General features: G+C 68.7%; 21 protein-coding genes and 1 pseudogene. 5 read left to right on the top strand and 17 right to left on the bottom strand.

Translation table 11 applies throughout. The features are described 5' to 3' along the window. Positions 1 to 2 precede the first annotated feature (2 nt). Together N415_RS10920 and guaB are read right to left on the bottom strand one after the other, a co-directional pair. The gene (locus N415_RS10920) at positions 3 to 1,130 is read right to left on the bottom strand and encodes a GuaB3 family IMP dehydrogenase-related protein (RefSeq protein WP_068180981.1); all 1,128 of its coding nucleotides are present in this window, start codon (positions 1,128 to 1,130) and stop codon (positions 3 to 5) included. A gap of 14 nt (positions 1,131 to 1,144) precedes the next feature. Next, entirely contained in the window at positions 1,145 to 2,758 is a 1,614-nt protein-coding gene (guaB, locus tag N415_RS10915; protein ID WP_068108016.1) for an IMP dehydrogenase, read from the bottom strand. A gap of 140 nt (positions 2,759 to 2,898) precedes the next feature. Between guaB and N415_RS10910 the strand changes: the two genes are divergently transcribed. Further along, on the top strand, positions 2,899 to 3,309 hold the full coding sequence (locus tag N415_RS10910) for a DUF5319 domain-containing protein (protein WP_066933952.1): 411 nt from the start codon (positions 2,899 to 2,901) through the stop codon (positions 3,307 to 3,309). 1 nt (position 3,310) lies between these two features. Here N415_RS10910 and N415_RS10905 read toward each other — a convergent pair whose 3' ends face one another. From N415_RS10905 to N415_RS10895, 3 genes are all read right to left on the bottom strand, one after another. Further along, positions 3,311 to 4,069: an anti-sigma-D factor RsdA gene (locus tag N415_RS10905; RefSeq protein ID WP_081665179.1), complete on the bottom strand. Its 759-nt coding sequence runs from the start codon at positions 4,067 to 4,069 to the stop codon at positions 3,311 to 3,313. Beyond that, entirely contained in the window at positions 4,062 to 4,637 is a 576-nt protein-coding gene (locus N415_RS10900) for a sigma-70 family RNA polymerase sigma factor (RefSeq protein ID WP_081665178.1), read from the bottom strand. Before N415_RS10900 ends, N415_RS10905 begins: the two co-directional genes overlap by 8 nt. A gap of 81 nt (positions 4,638 to 4,718) precedes the next feature. Then, positions 4,719 to 5,519 (bottom strand): hypothetical protein, encoded by an 801-nt coding sequence (locus N415_RS10895; protein WP_068180864.1) that lies wholly within the window; start codon positions 5,517 to 5,519, stop codon positions 4,719 to 4,721. Between the two features lie 365 nt (positions 5,520 to 5,884). Between N415_RS10895 and N415_RS10890 the strand changes: the two genes are divergently transcribed. Continuing rightward, positions 5,885 to 6,193, top strand: a complete 309-nt coding sequence (locus N415_RS10890) for a WhiB family transcriptional regulator (RefSeq protein WP_067009583.1) — start codon at positions 5,885 to 5,887, stop codon at positions 6,191 to 6,193. A 109-nt stretch (positions 6,194 to 6,302) separates the two neighbouring features. Next, positions 6,303 to 6,643, top strand: a pseudogene (locus N415_RS33365) (hemerythrin domain-containing protein); the annotation flags it as partial. Between the two features lie 4 nt (positions 6,644 to 6,647). Here the strand turns inward: N415_RS33365 and N415_RS10880 are convergent. Continuing rightward, positions 6,648 to 6,917, bottom strand: a complete 270-nt coding sequence (locus N415_RS10880; protein ID WP_068180861.1) for a hypothetical protein — start codon at positions 6,915 to 6,917, stop codon at positions 6,648 to 6,650. A gap of 114 nt (positions 6,918 to 7,031) precedes the next feature. On the opposite strand from N415_RS10880, the gene N415_RS10875 reads away from it, so the two are divergent. Continuing rightward, on the top strand, positions 7,032 to 7,760 hold the full coding sequence (locus tag N415_RS10875; RefSeq protein WP_068180859.1) for a superoxide dismutase family protein: 729 nt from the start codon (positions 7,032 to 7,034) through the stop codon (positions 7,758 to 7,760). 5 nt (positions 7,761 to 7,765) lie between these two features. Here the strand turns inward: N415_RS10875 and N415_RS10870 are convergent, their stop codons facing one another. The 4 genes from N415_RS10870 to N415_RS10855 form a co-directional block, all read right to left on the bottom strand. Then, positions 7,766 to 8,866, bottom strand: a complete 1,101-nt coding sequence (locus N415_RS10870; RefSeq protein ID WP_068180856.1) for a ferritin-like domain-containing protein — start codon at positions 8,864 to 8,866, stop codon at positions 7,766 to 7,768. A 94-nt stretch (positions 8,867 to 8,960) separates the two neighbouring features. Then, entirely contained in the window at positions 8,961 to 10,463 is a 1,503-nt protein-coding gene (locus N415_RS10865) for an adenylate/guanylate cyclase domain-containing protein (protein WP_068180853.1), read from the bottom strand. Between the two features lie 87 nt (positions 10,464 to 10,550). Beyond that, complete coding sequence (locus tag N415_RS10860; protein WP_068180851.1) at positions 10,551 to 11,912, bottom strand: adenylate/guanylate cyclase domain-containing protein; 1,362 nt, start codon at positions 11,910 to 11,912, stop codon at positions 10,551 to 10,553. 226 nt (positions 11,913 to 12,138) lie between these two features. Then, a complete protein-coding gene (locus tag N415_RS10855) occupies positions 12,139 to 12,723 on the bottom strand; it encodes a TetR/AcrR family transcriptional regulator (protein ID WP_068180848.1) in 585 nt (194 codons plus the stop codon). 86 nt (positions 12,724 to 12,809) lie between these two features. Here N415_RS10855 and N415_RS10850 point away from each other — a divergent pair, with 86 nt between their 5' ends. Beyond that, positions 12,810 to 13,826: an NAD(P)-dependent alcohol dehydrogenase gene (locus N415_RS10850; RefSeq protein WP_068180846.1), complete on the top strand. Its 1,017-nt coding sequence runs from the start codon at positions 12,810 to 12,812 to the stop codon at positions 13,824 to 13,826. Positions 13,827 to 13,885: 59 nt separating this feature from the next. Here N415_RS10850 and groL read toward each other — a convergent pair whose 3' ends face one another. The 7 genes from groL to N415_RS10815 form a co-directional block, all read right to left on the bottom strand. Beyond that, complete coding sequence (gene groL, locus N415_RS10845) at positions 13,886 to 15,505, bottom strand: chaperonin GroEL (protein WP_068180843.1); 1,620 nt, start codon at positions 15,503 to 15,505, stop codon at positions 13,886 to 13,888. A 77-nt stretch (positions 15,506 to 15,582) separates the two neighbouring features. Beyond that, positions 15,583 to 15,885 (bottom strand): co-chaperone GroES, encoded by a 303-nt coding sequence (groES, locus tag N415_RS10840; RefSeq protein WP_007167930.1) that lies wholly within the window; start codon positions 15,883 to 15,885, stop codon positions 15,583 to 15,585. Between the two features lie 251 nt (positions 15,886 to 16,136). After that, the gene (gene tsaD, locus N415_RS10835; RefSeq protein ID WP_068180838.1) at positions 16,137 to 17,159 is read right to left on the bottom strand and encodes a tRNA (adenosine(37)-N6)-threonylcarbamoyltransferase complex transferase subunit TsaD; all 1,023 of its coding nucleotides are present in this window, start codon (positions 17,157 to 17,159) and stop codon (positions 16,137 to 16,139) included. Continuing rightward, positions 17,156 to 17,623, bottom strand: a complete 468-nt coding sequence (gene rimI / locus N415_RS10830; protein WP_068180835.1) for a ribosomal protein S18-alanine N-acetyltransferase — start codon at positions 17,621 to 17,623, stop codon at positions 17,156 to 17,158. The genes tsaD and rimI overlap by 4 nt, the downstream gene beginning before the upstream one ends. Next, complete coding sequence (gene tsaB / locus N415_RS10825) at positions 17,620 to 18,258, bottom strand: tRNA (adenosine(37)-N6)-threonylcarbamoyltransferase complex dimerization subunit type 1 TsaB (RefSeq protein ID WP_152531329.1); 639 nt, start codon at positions 18,256 to 18,258, stop codon at positions 17,620 to 17,622. The genes rimI and tsaB overlap by 4 nt, the downstream gene beginning before the upstream one ends. Then, positions 18,237 to 18,764, bottom strand: coding sequence for a tRNA (adenosine(37)-N6)-threonylcarbamoyltransferase complex ATPase subunit type 1 TsaE (gene tsaE, locus N415_RS10820; protein WP_152531322.1), 528 nt, complete (start codon positions 18,762 to 18,764; stop codon positions 18,237 to 18,239). Before tsaE ends, tsaB begins: the two co-directional genes overlap by 22 nt. Next, complete coding sequence (locus tag N415_RS10815; RefSeq protein WP_193376429.1) at positions 18,757 to 19,809, bottom strand: alpha/beta hydrolase; 1,053 nt, start codon at positions 19,807 to 19,809, stop codon at positions 18,757 to 18,759. The genes tsaE and N415_RS10815 overlap by 8 nt, the downstream gene beginning before the upstream one ends. Positions 19,810 to 19,832: the final 23 nt, after the last annotated feature.

Below are 19,832 nucleotides of genomic sequence, written 5' to 3'. Positions count from 1 at the left end.
CCTCAGCCCCCGACGGTCAGGCCGACCTTCTGGAACTCCTTGAGGTCGCAATAACCGGCCTTGGCCATCGACCGGCGCAGGCCGCCCACCAGGTTCAGGCTGCCGAACGGGTCGTCCGACGGCCCGCCCAGCACCCGCTCCAGCGGCGGCCGCTCACCCACCGCGATCTGCAGCAACGCCCCGCGCGGCAGCGACGGGTGCGCCGCGGCGGCCGGCCAGAACCAACCACCCCCGAGCGCCTCGGCCGCCTCGGCCAGCGGCGTGCCCAGCACCACCGCGTCGGCGCCACAGGCGATGGCCTTGGCCAGCTCGCCCGAGGTGTGGATGTCGCCGTCGGCCAGCACGTGCACGTATCGGCCGCCGGTCTCGTCGAGGTATTCGCGGCGGGCGGCGGCGGCGTCGGCGATCGCGGTGGCCATCGGCACGCTGATGCCGAGCACCTCGTCGCTGGTGGTCACGCCCCGGGTGGAGCCGTAGCCGACGATGACCCCGGCCGCGCCCGTGCGCATCAGGTGCAGCGCGGTGCGATGGTCGAGCACCCCGCCGGCGACCACCGGCACGTCGAGCTCGGAGATGAAGGTCTTGAGGTTCAGCGGCTCGCCGTCGCTAGCCACCCGCTCGGCGGACACGATCGTGCCCTGGATGACCAGCAGGTCGATCCCCGCCTGCAGCAGCACCGGCGTCAGCGCCTGGGCGTTCTGCGGGCTGACCCGCACCGCGGTGATCACCCCCGCCTCGCGGATGCGCGCCACGGCCGACCCCAGCAGGTCCGGGTCCAGCGGCGCCGCGTGCAGTTCCTGCAGCAGCCGGATCGCCGCCGAGGGTTCGGGCTCCTTTTCGGCGGCCTCGAGCAGTTGCGCGATCTTGGCCTCGACGTCGGCGTGCCGGCCGATCAGCCCCTCGCCGTTGAGCACGCCCAGCCCGCCGAGCCGGCCCAGCTCGATCGCGAACTCCGGCGACACTAAAGCGTCGGTGGGATGGGCGATTACCGGGATCTCGAAGCGGTAGGCGTCCAGCTGCCACGCCGTCGACACGTCCTTCGACGAGCGGGTGCGCCGCGACGGCACGATGCTGATCTCGCTCAGTTCATACGTGCGACGGGCGACGCGGCCCATGCCGATCTCGACCATTGCCAGTTCGCTGTTCACCGGGCGAAATAGTTGGGCGCTTCGACCGTCATGGCGACATCGTGCGGGTGGCTCTCGCGCAGCCCGGCCGCCGTGATCCGGACGAACTGCGCCTGCTGCAGCACCTCGATGGTGGGCGAGCCGGTGTAGCCCATCGCGGCGCGCAGGCCGCCGGTGAGCTGGTGGATCACCGACGACAGCGGTCCGCGGAACGGCACCCGGCCCTCGATGCCCTCGGGCACCAGCTTGTCCTCGGAGAGCGCGTCGTCGGCGAAGTAGCGGTCCTTGGAGTAGGACTTGCCGCCGCCCGACCCGCCGGAGCCCCGGCCCGCCATGGCGCCCAGCGACCCCATGCCCCGGTAGCTCTTGAACTGCTTGCCGTTGACGAAGATCAGCTCGCCGGGCGCCTCGGCGGTGCCGGCCAGCAGCGAGCCGAGCATGGCCGTCGACGCGCCGGCGGCCAGCGCCTTGGCGATGTCGCCGGAGTACTGCAGTCCCCCGTCGGCGATGACCGGCACACCGGCCGGGCGGCACGCCGCGACGGCTTCCAGGATCGCGGTGATCTGCGGCGCGCCGACCCCGGCCACCACCCGCGTCGTGCAGATCGAACCCGGGCCCACCCCGACCTTGACCGCGTCGGCCCCGGCGTCGACCAGCGCGGCGGCCGCGGCCCGGGTGGCCACGTTGCCGCCGATGATCTCGACGCGCTCGCCGACCTCGGCCTTGAGTTTGCCGACCATGTCGAGCACCAACCGGTTGTGCGCGTGCGCGGTGTCCACGATCAGCACGTCCACGCCGGCGTCGACCAGCATCATCGCGCGGACCCAGGCGTCACCGCCGACGCCGACGGCGGCGCCGACCAGCAGCCGCCCGTCGCTGTCCTTGGTGGCCAGTGGGTGCTGTTCGGTCTTGACGAAGTCCTTGACGGTGATCAGCCCGGTCAGCCGGCCGTGCCCGTCGACGACCGGCAGCTTCTCGATCTTGTTGCGGCGCAACAACCCCAGCGCCGCGTCGGCGCTGACGCCCTCCTGGGCGGTGATCAGCGGGGCCTTGGTCATCACCTCGGCGACCTTCTTGGTCTGGTCAACCTCGAAGCGCATGTCGCGGTTGGTGATGATGCCGACCAGCGCGCCGTCGTCGTCGACGACGGGCAACCCGGAGATCCGGAACCGGGCGCACAGCGCGTCGACCTGAGCCAGTGTGTTGTCGGGGCGGCAGGTGACCGGATCGGTGACCATGCCGGCCTCGGAGCGCTTCACCATCTCGACCTGGCCGGCCTGCTCGGCTACCGGCAGGTTGCGGTGCAGCACGCCCATGCCGCCCGCCCGGGCCATCGCGATCGCCATCCGCGACTCGGTGACGGTGTCCATCGCCGAGCTGACCAGCGGCACCTTCAGCCTGATCTTCTTGGTGAGCTGGCTGGAGGTGTCGGCGGTGGCCGGGACAACATCGGAGGCCGCGGGCAGCAGCAACACGTCGTCGAACGTCAATCCGAGCATCGCGATTTTGTACGGGTTGTCGCCCCCGGTCGGCAGCGGGTCGTCGGCCAGTCCGGGGAGGTGGGGGTCGCGCAGGTACGGGCTGGCAACCAGGTCGGAGCTGTCTTCTAAATGGGACATGCCACGGGACATCGGTGGGGCCCTCCATACGCGCGCGGAGTGAGAAGCCCATCCTATCGGCTCGCACGGACAGCGGACCCGCTTGCCCGGGCGCCACGCGGCGCGCGTCTCCCTGCTGGCGCGATGACGGCCCGCCTGCGTAGTCTAGAGGCGTGCGTGACCACCTCCCACCGGGTTTGCCACCCGACCCGTTCGCCGACGACCCCTGCGATCCGTCGGCTGCGCTCGAAGCCGTCGAGCCGGGGCAACCCCTGGATCAGCAAGAGCGGATGGCGGTCGAGGCGGACCTGGCCGATCTGGCCGTCTACGAGGCCCTGCTGGCGCACAAGGGAATTCGCGGACTCGTGGTGTGCTGCGACGAATGTCAGCAGGACCACTACCACGACTGGGACATGTTGCGGGCCAACCTGTTGCAACTGCTCATCGACGGCACCGTCCGCCCGCACGAGCCCGCCTACGACCCCGAACCCGACTCCTATGTCACGTGGGATTACTGCCGGGGATACGCCGACGCCTCGCTGAACGAAGCGACGTCAGACGCGGACGGGTTTCACCGCCGCTGAGCTAGGGCGTGTCGTCCGGCGCCGCTGATGGCGGCGTGGACGAGTGCCCGTGATGCCGATGCCGCCCGGACGACGGGCTCGTTGTGGGGCTCGTCGTCGAACTTGCTGACGGGCTCGGTGGGGTCGTACTCGGCGCGGCCGGCGAGGTGGACGATGCGGCCGGCGCCTTGGGCTTCGGCGCGGCCGGCGGCAGCGTCGCGTTCGGGTTGCGCGATTCGACCCGGGTGTTGAGCAGGTTCACCTCGTCCAACAGGTCGTTGCGGCTGGCCCCGTCATTCATGGATTGCACCGTGCTGCTGACCTCGGCCAGCTGGTTCTGCGCTTGCGTCCACTGGCCCTGGTCGATCATTTGCTGAACCTTGGCCAGTTCGGCCTTGGCCGACAGCTCGATCTGGCTGTCCTTGACCCGCGGCTGGTCGAAGAACATCGCGTGCAGGCCGTACAGTGTGTCGCCGGGACGGGCCTCGACCACCATGGCCCCGAACCCGCTCAGCACCAGCAGCGTGGCGGCCACCGAGCCGATCGCGGCGAGCCCGCGGCGGGCGCGCCGCCGCTCGGCCAGCCCGGCGTGCAGCGCCCCGACGGCCTCTTCCGGCGAAACCAGCGCGCTGGCCGGCGGCCAGCGCAGGTCGTCTCGCCAGTCGGCCAGCAGCACGGCCAACGCGTCGTCGTTGGGATCGTCCAGATCGACCGGCCGGCGCTCGGCCAACGCGTCGAGAAGCAAGTCGGTGCTGGCGAATTCATCCAGGGATTCAGGCATAGTCACCCGCCGCGACGATTTCGGACTTGAGCCGGGACAGCGCCCGGTGCTGGGCCACGCGGACCGCTCCCGTCGTGCTGCCGACGGCGGCGGCGGTCTCCTCGGCGGACAGGCCGACGACCACCCGCAGGATCAGGATCTCGCGCTGCTTGGACGGCAGGATCTCGAGCAGCTCGTTCATTCGGCTGACCGAGTCGGCCTCGATGGCCCGCTGCTCCGGGCCCGCGTCGGTCGACCAGCGCTCGGGGATGGTCTCGGCGGGGTAGGCGAGGTCACGACCGGCGGCCCGGTGCGCGTCGGCGACCTTGTGGGCCGCGATGCCGTACAGGAAGGCCAGGAACGGGCGTCCCCGCTCGCGATAGCGCGGCAGCGCCGTGATGGTGGCCAAGCACACCTCCTGAGCCACGTCGTCGGCTGTCAGACCACCCCGCGCGACCGTGCCGACTCGCGCACGGCAATATCGGACGACGATCGGACGGATGGTCTCCAGCACCTCCCGTAGGGCGTTTCGGTCCCCCGCCACGGCCTCCGCGACCACAGCGTCGAGACGTTCCCCTTGAATTGTCATCGACGGCGGTTGCTCCAACGTTACGAACGGGACACATCGCGGGCTAACTAACGCACTGACAATAACGGGCCGAAGGCCGTTTCAAGCGGAACGCCACGCGCCCCCGGCGCGCCGCACCTGGCCTGCGCAGATATCGCGAATTTCGCGCAGCTTTTGTGTTGAAAACGTGACACTTTCGATGTCGATCAGCAAGCAAGCCAGCGCCCATCGAAGCGGGATCAGATTGGACCGGCCGGTGGCGTCCAGCGCCGCCTCGGCGACCGCGCGGGCGCGCTCGACGCGGCCGGCGCTGCACAGCGCGGCGGCGAGCACCACGTCGCTCTTCACCCGGTGCCGCACCGACGAAACGACCATCGCCTCCGCCAGCCGCACGGCCTCCTCGGCGTGACGCACGGCCGACGCACCGTCCCCGGAGGCCATCGCCAACTCGGCGGCCACCCATCCCCGGCGCACCGGGAGCCGGTCCGGGACCGCCCGCAGGTCCACGCGGCCCAACAACGTTGCCGCGGCGGCGAACCGGCCGACGCCCAGCGCGTCGGCCGCCAACCCGATCAGCGCATCGGCGCGCGCCTCTGCGTCCACCCCGGCCAACGCGAGCGCGCGGCCGTCCCAGCCCCGCGCCAGTTCATGCCAGCCGAGCTGGCGCAGGAACGAGCCATGCGTGCTGTGCGCCAGCGACTTCCATCGGCCGCCGGTGCGTCGCAGCTCCGCCAGGTCGTGGTAGGCGCTGCCGTAACGGCCCTGCCCGCCCGCCGCGACGGCCCGCCACCACAGTTGCTGCCGCGTGCCCGCCGCCGGCAGCGGCCAGGCTCCGGGTTGCTCCCCGAAGGCGGCGGCGGCCAGTGTGCTCTTAATCACCGAAGTGTGACCAGTTTCAATCACGGTGATAGTAGTAAACACTTCGTGCTGTTCTTGTTACCGAGCTGTTAATCGCCATGAGCTGCGTACTAATTGCTCCCCCCACTGTCTTGCGCGCTGAGCTGGGAAATCTCGGTCCGGTCAAGCGCCTGGTAGCACGGTCTTTGGTCAACAAAAGCGTGGCACATGAACGGCGAGTTAATTCTCTTACAACGCTTACATATTTTGGCGACCTAAGTGGCTATTGACGGAAATTCGCCGCCCACCCTAAGTTCTACTTCGACGGGTAGTCAGCGGTGACCCCACTCGAAAATCGGTTGCACAATCGCTTGTCGGACGCTTCGCGAACCTGAACTTCTGGGCGTGCCGTGCAGAGAGGGAACGATCCAATGCCACAGCCGGAGCAGCTACCTGGCCCCAACGCCGACATCTGGAACTGGCAACTGCAAGGCCTGTGCCGCGGCGTTGACTCGTCGATGTTCTTCCACCCCGACGGCGAGCGCGGCCGCGCCCGCATGCAGCGCGAGCAGCGCGCCAAGGAAATGTGCCGGCGGTGCCCGGTGATCCAGGAGTGCCGGTCCCACGCACTGGAAGTTGGTGAGCCGTACGGAGTTTGGGGCGGCCTGTCGGAATCCGAGCGCGACATGCTGCTGAAGGGCGACATCGGCCGCAACCGCGGGATCCGCCGCTCGGCCTAGTGCACCCCGGCGCCCAACAGGCCGCCGGACACGATCATCACCGCGAGCCACGAGGCTATCCCGCGCATCCCAGCACGGCGCCGGCGATGGCCAATCCCCGAGGCTGGCTGTCGAGGATGACCTGTTCTATCCGGCGGTGTCGGCGGCAACCGAGCTCGTCGCGATCGCCCATGCCGAACACCGCCAGGTCTGGGATCAGCTCACGGTGCTGCTGCGCACGGCGCCGAGCGCGCCGGAATATAGGACGAGTGGCGCTCGTTCGTCACCGTGCTGGACGCCCACGCCAGCGAGGAAGAGCGCGACTTGTGCCCGGCCCCAATCGATTTGAATGCAGACCTGCTTGAGGCGCTGGGAAACCGGATGATCGAGCGCATCGCCGAATTGCGTCGATCGAGCATCCACCGGCTCCGCGTTCGCGGGCGTAAGGCCCTGCTCAGCGCGCTGGGATAGCCGCTCAGAGGTTCGTCGGCGCGCCGAGGGCGCCCGGCGTGCGCGGCGCGCGGCCGGTGAGCAGGTCGTGCATTCGGGTGGCGTCGTGTGCGGCGGCGGTGGCGGCCCGCAGGTGCCACTCTTCGCCGTCTTCGGTGTAGGCGACCATCTGCCGGGCGGCGAAGCTGTAAAGCGACTGGATCATGGGCAGATTCCTCTTGCCCGCCACGTCGGCTATCCACAGGTAGCTCGACGCCTGCCGGAGCGCTTCTGTCAACTGCGGTTCGGAGACCACCCGACCCACGCTCGCACACGACGCGGGTGCGAAGCACCGGCCACGGCCCGGCTCATATACCTCTCATATCTTTGTGCGGGGTTTGATATTTGCTCATCGGGGTAGGCCCAGCCCATGAAACGGGAAATGGCCTTTGCGGTCGCGGCACTCACCGCGACCATCGCGCCATTGGGCGCATGCGCAAGCCAGGGCGGTAACCAGTCCACCACGTCGCCGTCCTCGAGCGCGTCGGCCGGCGCCGAGCGGATGACCACGCAGTTGAAGAGCGCCGACGGCACGCAGGTCGCCACCGCCACCATCGACTTCACGAGCGGCTACGCCACGGTGACGGTCGAGGCGGGCCCGAATCAGGTCCTGAGCCAGGGCTTCCACGGGCTGCAAATCCACGCCGTGGGCAAGTGCGAGGGCGGGGACTTCAGCTCCGCCGGCAGCGTCTATCAGGCGCCGGGGCACAGCGGCTACCCGGCCAGCGGCGACCTGACCGCGCTGCAGGTGCGCTCCGACGGCTCGGCGAAACTCGTCACCACCACCAACTCCTTCACCGCCGCGGACCTGAGAAACAGCTCGGGCACCGCGCTGGTCATCCACCAGGCCGCCGACAACCTCAGCGGCACGTCCAGCGGTGATTCCGGTAAGCGGCTGGCCTGCGGCGTGATCACCGCGGCGGCCGCGACGACGACGTCGTCGACCACGGAGACCACCACCGTCACCACGGTCACGACCGCCGTGCCACCGCCGTCCACCAGCACAAGCACCAGCACCGTCACGGTCACCAGCACCCCGACCGTCACGACCACGCCGAGCTACACCTGGACGACCCCGCCCAGCCTTCCTCCGCGCTAGCTGAGTCAGCCCGCGCCCGCCGCGATCACCTGGTCCACTTCGAGCGCCCGGTCGGCCATCTCGGCGTGTGCCTTGTCCAGCGCCTCGGCCTGATCCTCGTCGGCTTTCATCAGCGCCTCGATGTTCGAGCACGCCAGGTCGAGGACGCCCATCTCCGTGAAGGCCTTCTGCACCTTGTCGCCCCACAGCCCGATGTCCTTGACGATCGGCACGATCCGGCTGAACAGGTGGGCGCGGAACTGGATCATCAGCGGCGACGTGTCGACCCACTCGGCACACGCCTTGACGTCGAGGCCGAGGGTTTCGAAAACCTCCTCGCCGCGGAACCGGTCGCGCATCAGGTAGCAGGCGTCGACTACGAACTCTTCACGCTCATCGCGCTCGGCTTCGGTCAGCGCGGAGTAGTAGTCCTTCAACGAGATTCGGCCGAAGGCCACGTGCCGGGCCTCGTCCTGCATGACGTAGGCCAGCACCTGCTTGGCCAGCGAGTCCGGCGCCGCCAAGTCGCGCAGCGTCCCGAAGGCGGCGAGTGCCAGCCCTTCGATGAGGACCTGCATGCCGAGATACGGCATGTCCCAACGCGAATCGCGCAGGGTGTCGTCCAGCAATTGGGTCAGGTTCTTGTTGATCGGGTAGACGAGACCGACCTTCTCCTGCAGGAACCGCGAGAACGTCTCCACGTGCCGGGCCTCGTCCATGGTCTGGGTGGCCGCGTAGAACTTCGCGTCCAAGTCAGGGACGACCTCGACGATCTTGGCCGCGCACACCAGCGCCCCCTGCTCGCCGTGCAGGAACTGGGAGAACTGCCAGGCCTGGGAATGCCGGCGCATCTCGGCGCGACGCGATTCGTCGGCGGCGTCCCACACCGGGCTGCCGAACAGCGGATGGAACTCGTCGGGCAGCCCGACCGGGTTGTCGGGGTCGACGTCTTGCGCCCAGTCGATGCGCGACTGGGCATCCCACTGTTTGTCCTTTCCCTTTTGGTACAGAGAGAGGAGCCGGGCGCGACCGTCGTCGTACTCCCAGGTGAAACGCGCATCCCCGGCACTGGGGACCTTCCACGAGTAGGGCTCGGGTACGTCCGTGTACTTGTCCCTGGTGGTCATGAGTTCTTGCCTCTCCGCCCGGTATGACCAGTGGTCATATGACGAGTATCACATTGCACCTCGTACGGCAGCCGCGTCAACCATGACGCGTCGGCTACCGGGCTGAGCCGAGACCGAAGACCTCGGTGGGCGTCGACTTGCCCTTCAGGGCGTGAGCACCCCGGTGGGTAAGTCCCGACGGTCGAGCAACCAGGGCGTCGACCGTCTGGTGGGTAAGAAGCAGGGCGTCACCGGTGGTTTTGGTGAGTTGCTCGACGCGGGCCGCGACGTTGACGGTGTCGCCGATCAGGGTGAACTCCAGCTTGCCTGCGCCGCCGATGGTCCCCGCGATCACCTTCCCGGTGTTGATCCCAATGCCGATCCGCAGCGCACCGTCGAAACGCTGGGCGACGAGGCGTTGGATAAGGACCGCCGCGCTCACGGCGGCGTCGGCATGATCCGCGAGGTCATTGGGAGCACCGAACACCGCCAGCGCGCCGTCACCGAGGAACTTGTTGACGTGCCCCCCGGCATCAACGACGGCGGGGACCACGATCTCGAACAGGGCGTTGAGCCGGGCGACGGTGTCCTCGGCGCTGTTGGCCTCGGCGAACGAGGTGAAGTCGCGGATGTCGATGAACATCACGGTCACCTCACGGCGCTCGCCGGTGAAGACGTCGTCGCCCTGCTCGAGCAGGCGTGCGGCCAGGGCGGGGTCGACGTAGGTTCCGAACGCGGCCTGAAGTCGTTGCCGCTCAGTCAGTCCCGCCTGCATGCGGTTGAACGACGCCGCCAGCGCGCCGAGGTCGTCATCTTGCACCACCGGCAGCCGCCGGCTGAAGTCGCCGGCCGCGACGCGATCGGTTCCCGCGGCGAGATCCCGAATGGGTTGCAGCAGTGGCGAGTACGCGGCCCAGAGCGACGGCCCGATCAGGAGCACCAGCACACCACCGATCAGCATGGGGAGGATGGGGCCGTGCCTGGCCACGTCCAACACGGCGCCCAGAAGCGCGCCCGCGACGGCAAACGCGAACCCCACCGCGAGCATGGCCACATTGGTCCACGTGGCGAACGACGGGCGAGAGCGAGGCAGGGAATCACCGATCCCGGTGTCCGAGGCGATCGCGGCCCGGGCGGGCCGCAGGATTGACTCGGTGTAGCTGTGCACGGTGATCAGCTGGCCGGAAGATCCGGCAACGGCGCCCAGAATCGCATACTGGACGAGCCGCGATCCGCTCGCTCCGGCAACCATCCCGACCGCGACGAACAGCGCCGCGAGCGAAACAACGGTGACAGCCATCCCCCTCGCAATCACTTTGCGGCCGTAGCTGTAGGTGGCGCGCAGCGCACTCCCTCGATCGACGCCGTCGCCAGCGGCCCACCGCTCAATGAGGCGGGCTTCTTTTCCGTCGGGCATCACCAGCAGATACACATACGCGAGCACGGCGACCACGGTCACCGCGGCCGCCTCGGCGTAGCGATCGGACCTCTCGAACGCGACGATCCCCAGCGACCAGGCGAGGTAAACCGGGAGCGCCAGAGGAAGTGTGAGCGCCCAGGCCGCCCACGGGTACCTCGATTTGTACCGATCCCACGCCATCTGCCAGATGCGATCCATGCGAATAGCGAAACACCGCGCGCGACGAACCGGGAGTGTTTCGCGACTGCCGCGGTCCGACGGTCCGTTGAATCAGTTACCCAAGATCTAGCCGAGAAGACGCGAATGTGTGGCCGCCGGGTCGAGTCCGAAAAGCTCCGTCGGGACTGACTTGCCCATCAGCGCGTGCGGACCCCGGTCGACGAGTCCGGGCGGTCGAGAAACCAAGGCCTTGATGGTCTGCTGAGTCAGAAGAATTCCATCACCGGTGATTTTGGTGAGTTGCTCGACGCGGGCTGCCACATTGACGGCGTCACCGATGAGGGTGAACTCCAGTTTGCCGCCGCCGCCAACGGTGCCGGCGATCACCACGCCAGTATTTATCCCGATCTCCACACGAAGCTCCCCGCCGAATCGCTCGGCGACAAGGCGGTTGATCGATGTTGCGGCTCCCAGTGCGGCGTCGGCGTGCTGTGCAAGGTCGTTGGGAGCGCCGAAGACGGCCAGCGCGCCGTCGCCGAGAAACTTGTTCACGTGGCCACCGGCCTCTACGACGGCAGGCACGACCGTCTCGAACAGTGCATTGAGATGAGTGACCGTCTCCCCAGCGGTGTGCGCCTCGGCGAACGAAGTGAAGTCGCGGACATCGACGAACATCACGGTCACCTCCCGACGCTCACCGGTGAAGACGTGGTCACCTTGCTCGAGCAGTCGCGCCGCCAGCATGGGGTCGACATACATTCCGAAAGCGCCCTGGAGTCGCTGACGCTCGGCGAGGCCCGCCTGCATGCGGTTGAACGACGCAGTGAGCGCTCCCAGGTCGTCGTCCTGCACCACCGGCAGACGTCGACTGTAATCGCCGGCCGCAACGCGTCTGGTCCCGTCGGCGAGATCACGAATCGGCTGTAGGGACGGCGCGAAAACAGCGCCGACGGTTATGGGTACCCCGAAGACCAGAGTCATCCCGACGCCGATCACCACCCACAACAGCGGCAGCTGGGTCGCCCGGTCGACCACGGCCGCCAGCATGTCCCCAGCGGTGGAGAAGACGAACGTGACAGCGAGCACCGACAGGTTCGACCAAGCGGCGAAGCTGGGGCGCTGGCGAGGCAAGGAGTCACCGATTTCCTTGTCGCCGGTGAGGGCGACCCGTCGCGGCCGCATCACCGTCTCCGCCAGGCTGTGCACCCCGATGAGCTGACTGCCGACTCCGAAGGCGCAGGTCCAGATCACAATCTCGACCAGCCGCTCTCCTGTCGCGCTGGCAATGCGACCGACGACGACCGACAGCAGCGCGATAAGCCCTGCAGCCCCGGCCGCCACGAGGTAGCGGCTGGAGTTCTCGAAATCCACGATGGCGAATGACAACAACAGGTAGACCGGAAACGAAATGCCAACGGCGACCGCGGCCATCACCCACGTGTATCGCGTGGCGTACCGATCCCATGCCCACTGCAACAAGCGCTCCATGGCGCGAGATTTGACGCAAACCACCTCACGGAAACGCCCCGGCCTTCGTAACCGGGGGCGCTTCGTCTGAGCCGATGGCGCGGCCTAAGAGGTCACCCGCGCAGCACCAGTGACATAACGCGGAAACGACCTGGGATCGACATCGTCGAAGTATGTGCCCAGTTTCTCGATTAGAAGCGAGTAGCGCGGTGCTCGATAGACGGTCACCATCAAGCGCGAGCAGACATCAGTAACCCGGCAACAGGATCTCCCCGATCAACGGGGTGAGATAGCCGACCAGCTCGTCGGCCGTCATGGCGGCCAAGGGTCCGTCGGCGAGGACGTAGCGGGTGAACGTCACGCCGATTAACAGCGCTCCCAACAAATCTCCCCGCTGGTCGCGATCCGGGATATCGAGCGTGGCGAGGTAGGCGTCGGCAGGTTCCCTTCGCATCGCGTGCAGGAGCCGCTTCGCCACGGCGATGTCGCCCGCGCTGCGTATCAAGGCGATGAACGGGTCGCTCGATCCGTCGGTTTCGATCCTGTCGACGTAATCACGCGCTATCCGCGCCGGGAGGTTTGACAGGTCACCACCGAGGTCCGGCGGTGCGCGACGCCCGTCGAGCAGGGAGTCCGCGAAAAGCTGATCCTTGGTTCCGAAGTGGCGCACGACGAGCCCGTGAGTCACCCCCGCGCGGCCGGCGATTTCGCGGATGGTGCCCTGCGCATATCCCCGTTCACCGAAAACCTCGCGTGCTGCCGTCAGGATGGCCGCCCGATGGGCTTCCGGATTGCGGATGCGCTTCCGCTTTGGCAACTCCGGCCTAGGCATCTGCCTAATGTACAGCTGGACATTAGTGCGCGTGTATGCCTACTGTTGTTAATAACCAGTTGGTCATTAGGGAGTAGAAGGCAGACATGAGCGTCACCGCATATGCCGCGCCGAGTGCGAAAGCCGACCTGGCACCGTATGAGTACGACCCCGGACAACTGGGTCCGATGGAGGTCGACGTCGACGTGACGCACTGCGGAATCTGCCACACGGACGTCGGGATGATCGACGACGATTGGGGCTACTCGCAGTTTCCCGTGGTCGCCGGTCATGAAGCGGTCGGTGTTGTGTCGGCCATCGGGTCGGCGGTCGATCCCGACCGGCTGGCCGTCGGCGAGCGGGTGGGCATCGGCGCAATTGCGGGGACGTGCATGAAGTGCGAATTCTGCCTGAGCGGTAGGCAACAGCTCTGTCCCCAGCGCGACGACACGGTGCTCCGCGGGCACCGCGGGGCGTTCGCGACATCGGTGCGAGCCAGTGACTGGCGCTTCGCTTACCCGATCCCCGATGCCATCGAGTCTCAGCACGCGGGACCGTTATTGTGCGCTGGCGTAACGGTTTTCGCACCACTATTGCGCCACGGCGTCAAGCCCACCGACCGGATCGGAATTGTCGGCATTCGTGGACTCGGCCACCTGGCGATTCAGTTCGCTCACGCGTGGGGCTGTGACGTCACCGCGATCTCGTCGACGGCAGGTAAGCGCGACGAGGCACTCGAGCTGGGCGCAGACCACTTCATCGCGACCCGTGACTCGGACGAGTTGGCCCGAAGCGCCGGCACATTCGACTTCATCATGTCCACGGTGTCCGCCGACATCCCCTGGGACGACTACCTTTCCGCGCTGAAACCGCAGGGCACTCTGAGCGTGGTCGGTGTGCCCGGTAGCGCAATGTCGATCGGCCCGTTCGCGTTGCTGCCCGCCGAGAAGAAGATCTCCGGCGGCGTTCCCGCGTCGCGCCAGGAGACGGTCCAGATGCTCGACTTCGCCGCCCGCACCGGCATCCGTCCGGTCGTACAGACATACGCCATGGGAGACATCAACGAAGCTGTCGCGCAGGTGCGTTCAGGTCGAGCTCACTACCGTGCCGTCGTGGCGGTCTGATCCGCGGACGAAAACACCCCCGGGCCTAATGGGACCGGGGGTGTTTTCGTTGCGTAGTTCTAGTGAGCGTGACCGTGGTGGTGACCGGCGTGCTCGTCGGCCTCGGCTGGCTTGTCGACGACGGCCGTCTCGGTGGTGAGCACCATCCGGGCCACCGACGCCGCGTTGACGACGGCCGACCGGGTCACCTTGACCGGGTCGATCACCCCGGCGCCGAGCAGGTCGCCGTATTCCAGCGTCTCGGCGTTCAGGCCCTGCCCGACGGGCAGCTCGCTGACCTTGTTCACGGCGACCGAGCCGTCCAGCCCGGCGTTGGTGGCGATCCAGTACAGGGGCGCCGCCAGCGCCGTGGAGAACACGTCGACGCCGAGCGCCTCGTCGCCGCTGAGCGTTGCGCGCAGCTCCTGCAACGCCTTTCGGGCGTGGATGAGCGCCGTTCCGCCGCCCGCGACGATGCCCTCCTCGACGGCGGCCTTGGCGGCCGCGACGGCGTCCTCGACGCTTTCCTTGCGCTCCTTGAGCGCCGTCTCGGTGGCGGCACCGACCTTGATGACGGCCACGCCGCCGGCCAGCTTGGCCAGCCGCTCCTGCAGCTTCTCGCGATCCCAGTCGGAGTCGCTCTTCTCGATCTCGGCGCGCAGCTGCTTGACGCGGTTGGCGACCGCCTCCTTGGAGCCGCCGCCCTCGACGATGATCGTGTCGTCCTTGCTGACGACCACGCGGCGGGCCGAGCCCAGCACCTCGGCGCCGACCTCGCGCAGCAGCAGGCCGGCGTCGGGGTTGATCACCTGCCCGCCCGTGACCACGGCGAGGTCCTCGAGGAACGCCTTGCGGCGGTCACCGAAGAACGGCGCCTTGACCGCAACTGCCTTCAACGTCTTGCGGATCGAGTTCACGACCAGCGTCGCCAGGGCCTCACCCTCGACGTCCTCGGCGACGATCAGCAGCGGCTTGCCCGATTCGGCGACCTTCTCCAGCATCGGCAGCAGATCGGGCAGCGAGCTGATCTTCTCCTGGTGCAGCAGGATCAGCGGGTCGTCGAGCACGGCCTCCTGCGAGTCGAAGTCGGTGACGAAATACGCCGACAGGAAGCCCTTGTCGAAGCCGACGCCCTCGGTGAACTCCAGCTCGGTGTTCAGGGTGGAGGATTCCTCGACGCTGACGACGCCGTCGGCGCCGACCTTGGTCATCGCCTCGCCGACCAGCTCACCGATGTGCGGGTCGCGCGACGACACCGTCGCCACCTGCGCGATCCCCTCCTTGCCGGAGACCGGGGTGGCCTCGGCCAGCAGCGCCTCGGACACCGCGTCACCGGCCTTGCCGATCCCGACGCCCAGCGCGATCGGGTTGGCGCCCGCGGCGACCATCCGCAGCCCGTCCTTGACCAGCGCTTGCGCCAGCACGGTCGCGGTAGTGGTGCCGTCGCCCGCGACGTCGTTGGTCTTGGTGGCCACCGACTTCACCAGCTGAGCGCCCAAGTTCTCGAACGGGTCCTCCAGGTCGATCTCGCGCGCGACGGTGACGCCGTCGTTGGTGACCGCGGGCCCGCCAAAGGCCTTGGCCAGCACCACATGCCGGCCGCGCGGCCCCAGCGTCACCCGGACGGCGTCGGCGAGCTTGTTCACGCCGGCCTCCATAGCGCGGCGCGCGGTTTCGTCGTACTCAATAACTTTGCTCATCAGGCTCCTTCACAACGCATGCCGCCCCGGAAATCACCCGCGGGGTGCGCGGGGATCGCCGGGGCGGAACACGGTCCTTACTTGGATACGACAGCCAGCACGTCGCGCGCGGACAGGATCAGGTACTCCTCGCCGTTGTACTTGATCTCGGTGCCGCCGTACTTGCTGTAGATGACGGTGTCACCCTCCGAGACGTCCAGCGGGATCCGCTTCTCGCCGTCCTCGTCCCAACGGCCCGGGCCGACTGCGACGACGGTGCCTTCCTGCGGCTTCTCCTTGGCGGTGTCAGGAATGACCAGACCGGACGCGGTCGTGGTCTCGGCCTCGTTGGCCTGCACGAGAATCTTGTCCTCGAGTGGCTTGATGTTCACCTTCGCCACGATTGGAGCCCTCCACTAGTTAGATCGGGCCGGAGCCTTCGCCCCGGACATGTGTTAGATCCGGGTCCGGGGCATTCGCCCCGGCCGGATTATCAGTTGACCCAGCATCCATCCGTGCCCTCGCGCCGTCGTCGCGGGTGCCGACACAGGGGCTTGGCCGATTGCCACCTAGCACTCTATACATGCGAGTGCTAGCACTCAAGGGCGCCATGGTGCTTCTCGCCTCCCGGCGTGTCCGCGCAGAGCGAACGTCAGCCCACCTGGGCTTTTACCACCGGCAGGCCGGGGTCGCTGGGGACGTCCAGCGGCGACGGCGCCGCGCCCGCCGCCACCAGGTGCGCGGCGAAGGCGGCGATCATCGCCCCGTTGTCGGTGCACAGCCGGGGCCGGGGGATGCGCAGCGTGAGGCCGGCCGCCGCGCAGCGCTCGGTGGCCAGCTCCCGCAATCGCGAGTTCGCGGCCACTCCCCCGGCGATCAGCAGCGTCGAGACGCCGAGCTCGCTCGCCGCGCGCACCGCCTTTCCGGTGAGCACGTCGGCGACCGCCTCCTGGAAGCCGGCGGCGACGTCGGCGGTGGCCGCGTCGGGGTGGCTTTCGACGTAGCGCGCGACGGCGGTCTTGAGCCCGGAGAAGCTGAACGCGTACGGGTCGTCGCGGGGACCGGTCATGCCGCGCGGCAACGGGATGGCGTCGGGATCGCCGGTGCGGCCCAGGTCGTCGAGCACCTTGCCGCCCGGGTAGCCCAACCCCAGCAGCCGCGCCACCTTGTCGTAGGCCTCGCCGGCGGCGTCGTCGACGGTGCTGCCCAGTTCGACGATCGGCTCGCCGAGGGAGCGCACGTGCAGCAGGTGGGTGTGCCCGCCCGACACCAGCAGAGCCACGCATTCGGGCAGGGGTCCGTGTTCGTAGACGTCGGCGGCCAGGTGCCCGCCCAGGTGGTTCACGGCGTAGAACGGCACGTCCCAGGCGGCCGAATACGCCTTGGCCGCAGCCACTCCCACCAGCAGTGCGCCGGCCAGCCCGGGCCCGATGGTGGCCGCAACGACGTCGGGCTTGTCGAGCCCCGCCGTCGCCAGCGCGCGGCGCATGGCCGGGCCGAGCGCCTCCAGATGCGCGCGCGAGGCGATCTCGGGGACGACGCCGCCGAAGCGGACGTGTTCGTCGACGCTGGACGCCACCTCGTCGGCGAGCAGTGTCACGGTGCCGTCCTCGTCGAGGCGCGCGATCCCGACTCCCGTTTCGTCGCAGGAGGTTTCGATTGCCAGGACGATCATTGCCCCTCCCGCCGCATGGTGTACGCGTCGGCGCCGCTGACCCGGTAGTAGCGCTTGCGCAGGCCGATCTGCGCGAATCCTGCGCTGCGGTAGAGCCCGATGGCCGCCTCGTTGTCGGTGCGAACCTCCAGGTAGACGACGCCGTCGCCGGCGAAATCGAGCAGGTCGTCGAGCAGCCGGCGGCCGATGCCCCTGCCTTGATAGGCCGGATCCACCCCGATGGTGTGCACCTCGTACTCGAACGGCGGGACGCGGCCCAACCGCGAGATGCCGGCGTAGCCGACCAGGATGTCGCCGACCCGGGCGGCCGCGTAGTGGTTGTGCTTGGCGGCGAGCTCGCGGTTGAACGCCACCGCGGGCCAAGGGTCGTCGCCCGGGAACAGCACCGCCTCCAGCTCGGCGCAGCGCTCGGCGTCGGCGGGTGTCAAGGCGCCGATGGTCACGTGCTCGCTGCACGCGGTCATCGGGGTGCCGCCAGGGGCTTGGCGTCGGGGCGGCGCAGGTACAGCGCCACGAGCGGCAGTGGGCGCTCGGACCAGTCGGGTACCGCCGCCACCAGGCCCGCCGGCGTCGGGTGGGCCGGCCCGCAGACCGGCAGGCCGAACCGGGCGGCGTGCTCGGGCGAGCCGGCGACCGCGACGGCCGTGCCGGGGTCGACGTCGGCTGGGGCATTGACGCCGGGACCCGCCATGCGGAACCCGTCGCGATACCGGGCCCAGTAGACCTCGCGGCGCCGGGCGTCGGTGACCACCAGCACGTCGCCGGTGGTGCGCACCCCGATGGCGTCCAGGCTGCACACCCCGCGCACCGGGATGCCCAGCGCGTGCCCGTACGCGGCGGCGGTCGCCATCCCGGCCCGCAGGCCGGTGAACGGGCCGGGTCCGCAGCCCACCACGACGGCGTCGAGATCGCCCATGGTCAGCCCGGCGTCGGCGAGGGCGGCCAGCGCATTGGGGGTCAGCCGCTCGGCGTGCGCGCGGGCGTCGTGGGTGACCCGCTCGGCCAGGACCGTCAGGTCCTCGAGTCGTACGACGCCCGCCGTCACGGCAGGGGTGGCGGTGTCGAGCGCAAGCACGTTCACGAGCGCCCCCACTCCCAGGTCGCGATCCGCACGTCGGAGTGGCTGACGCGCTCGAGCCGGACGTCGAGGTGCCGCTCCGACAGCCGTTCGGCCAGGCCCTCGCCCCACTCGACCACGACGACCGCGTCGTCGAGATCGGTGTCTAGGTCCAGCGAGTCCAGCTCGCCCAGCAGGTCGGCGCCCCCGTGATCCAGCAGCCGGTACATGTCGACGTGAATCATCGCGGGCGCGCCCGGCCGCCGCGGCGGGTGCACCCGCGCCAGCACGTACGACGGCGAGGTGACCGGGCCATCGACGTCCATCGCCGCGGCAATCCCCTTGGCCAGCACCGTCTTTCCCGCACCAAGCGGTCCGGAGAGCACCACCACGTCGCCCGCGCGCAGCTGGCTGCCCAGCCGCGAGCCCAGCGCGACGGTGTCCTCGACGCGCTCGCAGGTGGCCGTGCCCTGCCCGTCGACGCTGTCAGCCCGCGGCGATCGCAAGCGCGGCGAAGCCGGGCGCGGCGGGTCGACGCGATCAGCCATTGCGCCGCAACCTTTCCCGCAGTCGCCGGTACCGCAGCGCCATCTCGCCCGGCACAGCCCGGTGGACGAGCCGGACCAGCCCGTCGTTGATGGCCTCGGGCTTGTCCAGCAGCGCCAGGTGGCTGGCCCCGGAGACGATGACCAGCTCGGAGCGCGGCAGCGAGGCCGCCATCTTCCGCGAGTATTCGTCCGGGGTGAGCAGGTCATGATCGCCGCACGCGATCAGGGTCGGCACCTTGAGCAACGTCCACAGCCCGGCGGTCTCGTCGTGTTTTTCCAGGGCGTCCAGAAAGCCAACCATGGTGTCGATCGGGGTGCCGTTCATCATCCGCTGGGAGAACGCGTCCAGGCTGCGGCTGACCTGTAGGTCGCTGTAGGAGGCGGCCCGCAGGATCGGGCCGATCAGCGACCGCGACACGTTGCGGCCGCGGTGCATCAGCTTGGGCGCGGACCGCGCCGTGAACCGAAATGCGTCCAGCGCAGGGTTTTTCAGGATCTCGCCCAACGGCGATCGCGTCACGCCCTCGGCCGCGGAAGAGATGATCGCGGCGCCGACGATCCGCTTGCCGTACTGGCCGGGGAACTGGCGCGCGTGCGACAACACCGTCATGCCACCCATCGAGTGGCCGACCAGCACCACCACCCCGTGGGGGGCCACGGCCCTCAGCACGGTCTCGAGGTCCTCGCCCAGTTGGGTGAGGTTGTAGGTTTCGGGCGCGCCGGCGCCGGATCGCCCGTGGCCGCGCTGGTCGTAGAACACCATCCGGACGGGCGGGGCCAATCGATTCGGCAGCCGGGTGCGCTGGAAATGGAAGGCGCCCATGCGCAGGCAGAATCCGTGGACGAAGACCATGGTCACCGGTGCGTCGGGCGGGCCGGCCTCGCGGACCGCCAGCGAGACCCCGTCGGGCGTGGTCACCACGTAGGCGCGGTCGTTGTCGATCGTCTCGAAATCCTCTTCGGCGTAAGGGTCTTCGAGCAGCGTCGCGCGCTGGGTCATCGAGCGGCGGGCGGAGGCTCCGACGATGGTGGCGACGGCGGTCACCCCGGCCCCTCCCGCAAGCCAGG

This window comes from Mycobacterium sp. UM_CSW (assembly GCF_000455205.1).
Lineage (GTDB): Bacteria > Actinomycetota > Actinomycetes > Mycobacteriales > Mycobacteriaceae > Mycobacterium.
This window is presented reverse-complemented; position numbering and strand designations above follow the sequence as displayed.

Excerpts from the sequence above, each read along its gene's own strand:
- N415_RS10920 (WP_068180981.1), bottom strand. The coding sequence starts at position 1,130 with ATGGTCGAGATCGGCATGGGCCGCGTCGCCCGTCGCACGTATGAACTG.
- guaB (WP_068108016.1), bottom strand. The coding sequence starts at position 2,758 with ATGTCCCGTGGCATGTCCCATTTAGAAGACAGCTCCGACCTGGTTGCC.
- N415_RS10905 (WP_081665179.1), bottom strand. The coding sequence starts at position 4,069 with ATGCCTGAATCCCTGGATGAATTCGCCAGCACCGACTTGCTTCTCGAC.
- N415_RS10900 (WP_081665178.1), bottom strand. The coding sequence starts at position 4,637 with ATGACAATTCAAGGGGAACGTCTCGACGCTGTGGTCGCGGAGGCCGTG.
- N415_RS10890 (WP_067009583.1), top strand. The coding sequence starts at position 5,885 with ATGCCACAGCCGGAGCAGCTACCTGGCCCCAACGCCGACATCTGGAAC.
- N415_RS10875 (WP_068180859.1), top strand. The coding sequence starts at position 7,032 with ATGAAACGGGAAATGGCCTTTGCGGTCGCGGCACTCACCGCGACCATC.
- N415_RS10870 (WP_068180856.1), bottom strand. The coding sequence starts at position 8,866 with ATGACCACCAGGGACAAGTACACGGACGTACCCGAGCCCTACTCGTGG.
- N415_RS10865 (WP_068180853.1), bottom strand. The coding sequence starts at position 10,463 with ATGGATCGCATCTGGCAGATGGCGTGGGATCGGTACAAATCGAGGTAC.
- N415_RS10860 (WP_068180851.1), bottom strand. The coding sequence starts at position 11,912 with ATGGAGCGCTTGTTGCAGTGGGCATGGGATCGGTACGCCACGCGATAC.
- N415_RS10855 (WP_068180848.1), bottom strand. The coding sequence starts at position 12,723 with ATGCCTAGGCCGGAGTTGCCAAAGCGGAAGCGCATCCGCAATCCGGAA.
- N415_RS10850 (WP_068180846.1), top strand. The coding sequence starts at position 12,810 with ATGAGCGTCACCGCATATGCCGCGCCGAGTGCGAAAGCCGACCTGGCA.
- groL (WP_068180843.1), bottom strand. The coding sequence starts at position 15,505 with ATGAGCAAAGTTATTGAGTACGACGAAACCGCGCGCCGCGCTATGGAG.
- tsaD (WP_068180838.1), bottom strand. The coding sequence starts at position 17,159 with ATGATCGTCCTGGCAATCGAAACCTCCTGCGACGAAACGGGAGTCGGG.
- rimI (WP_068180835.1), bottom strand. The coding sequence starts at position 17,623 with ATGACCGCGTGCAGCGAGCACGTGACCATCGGCGCCTTGACACCCGCC.
- tsaE (WP_152531322.1), bottom strand. The coding sequence starts at position 18,764 with ATGGCTGATCGCGTCGACCCGCCGCGCCCGGCTTCGCCGCGCTTGCGA.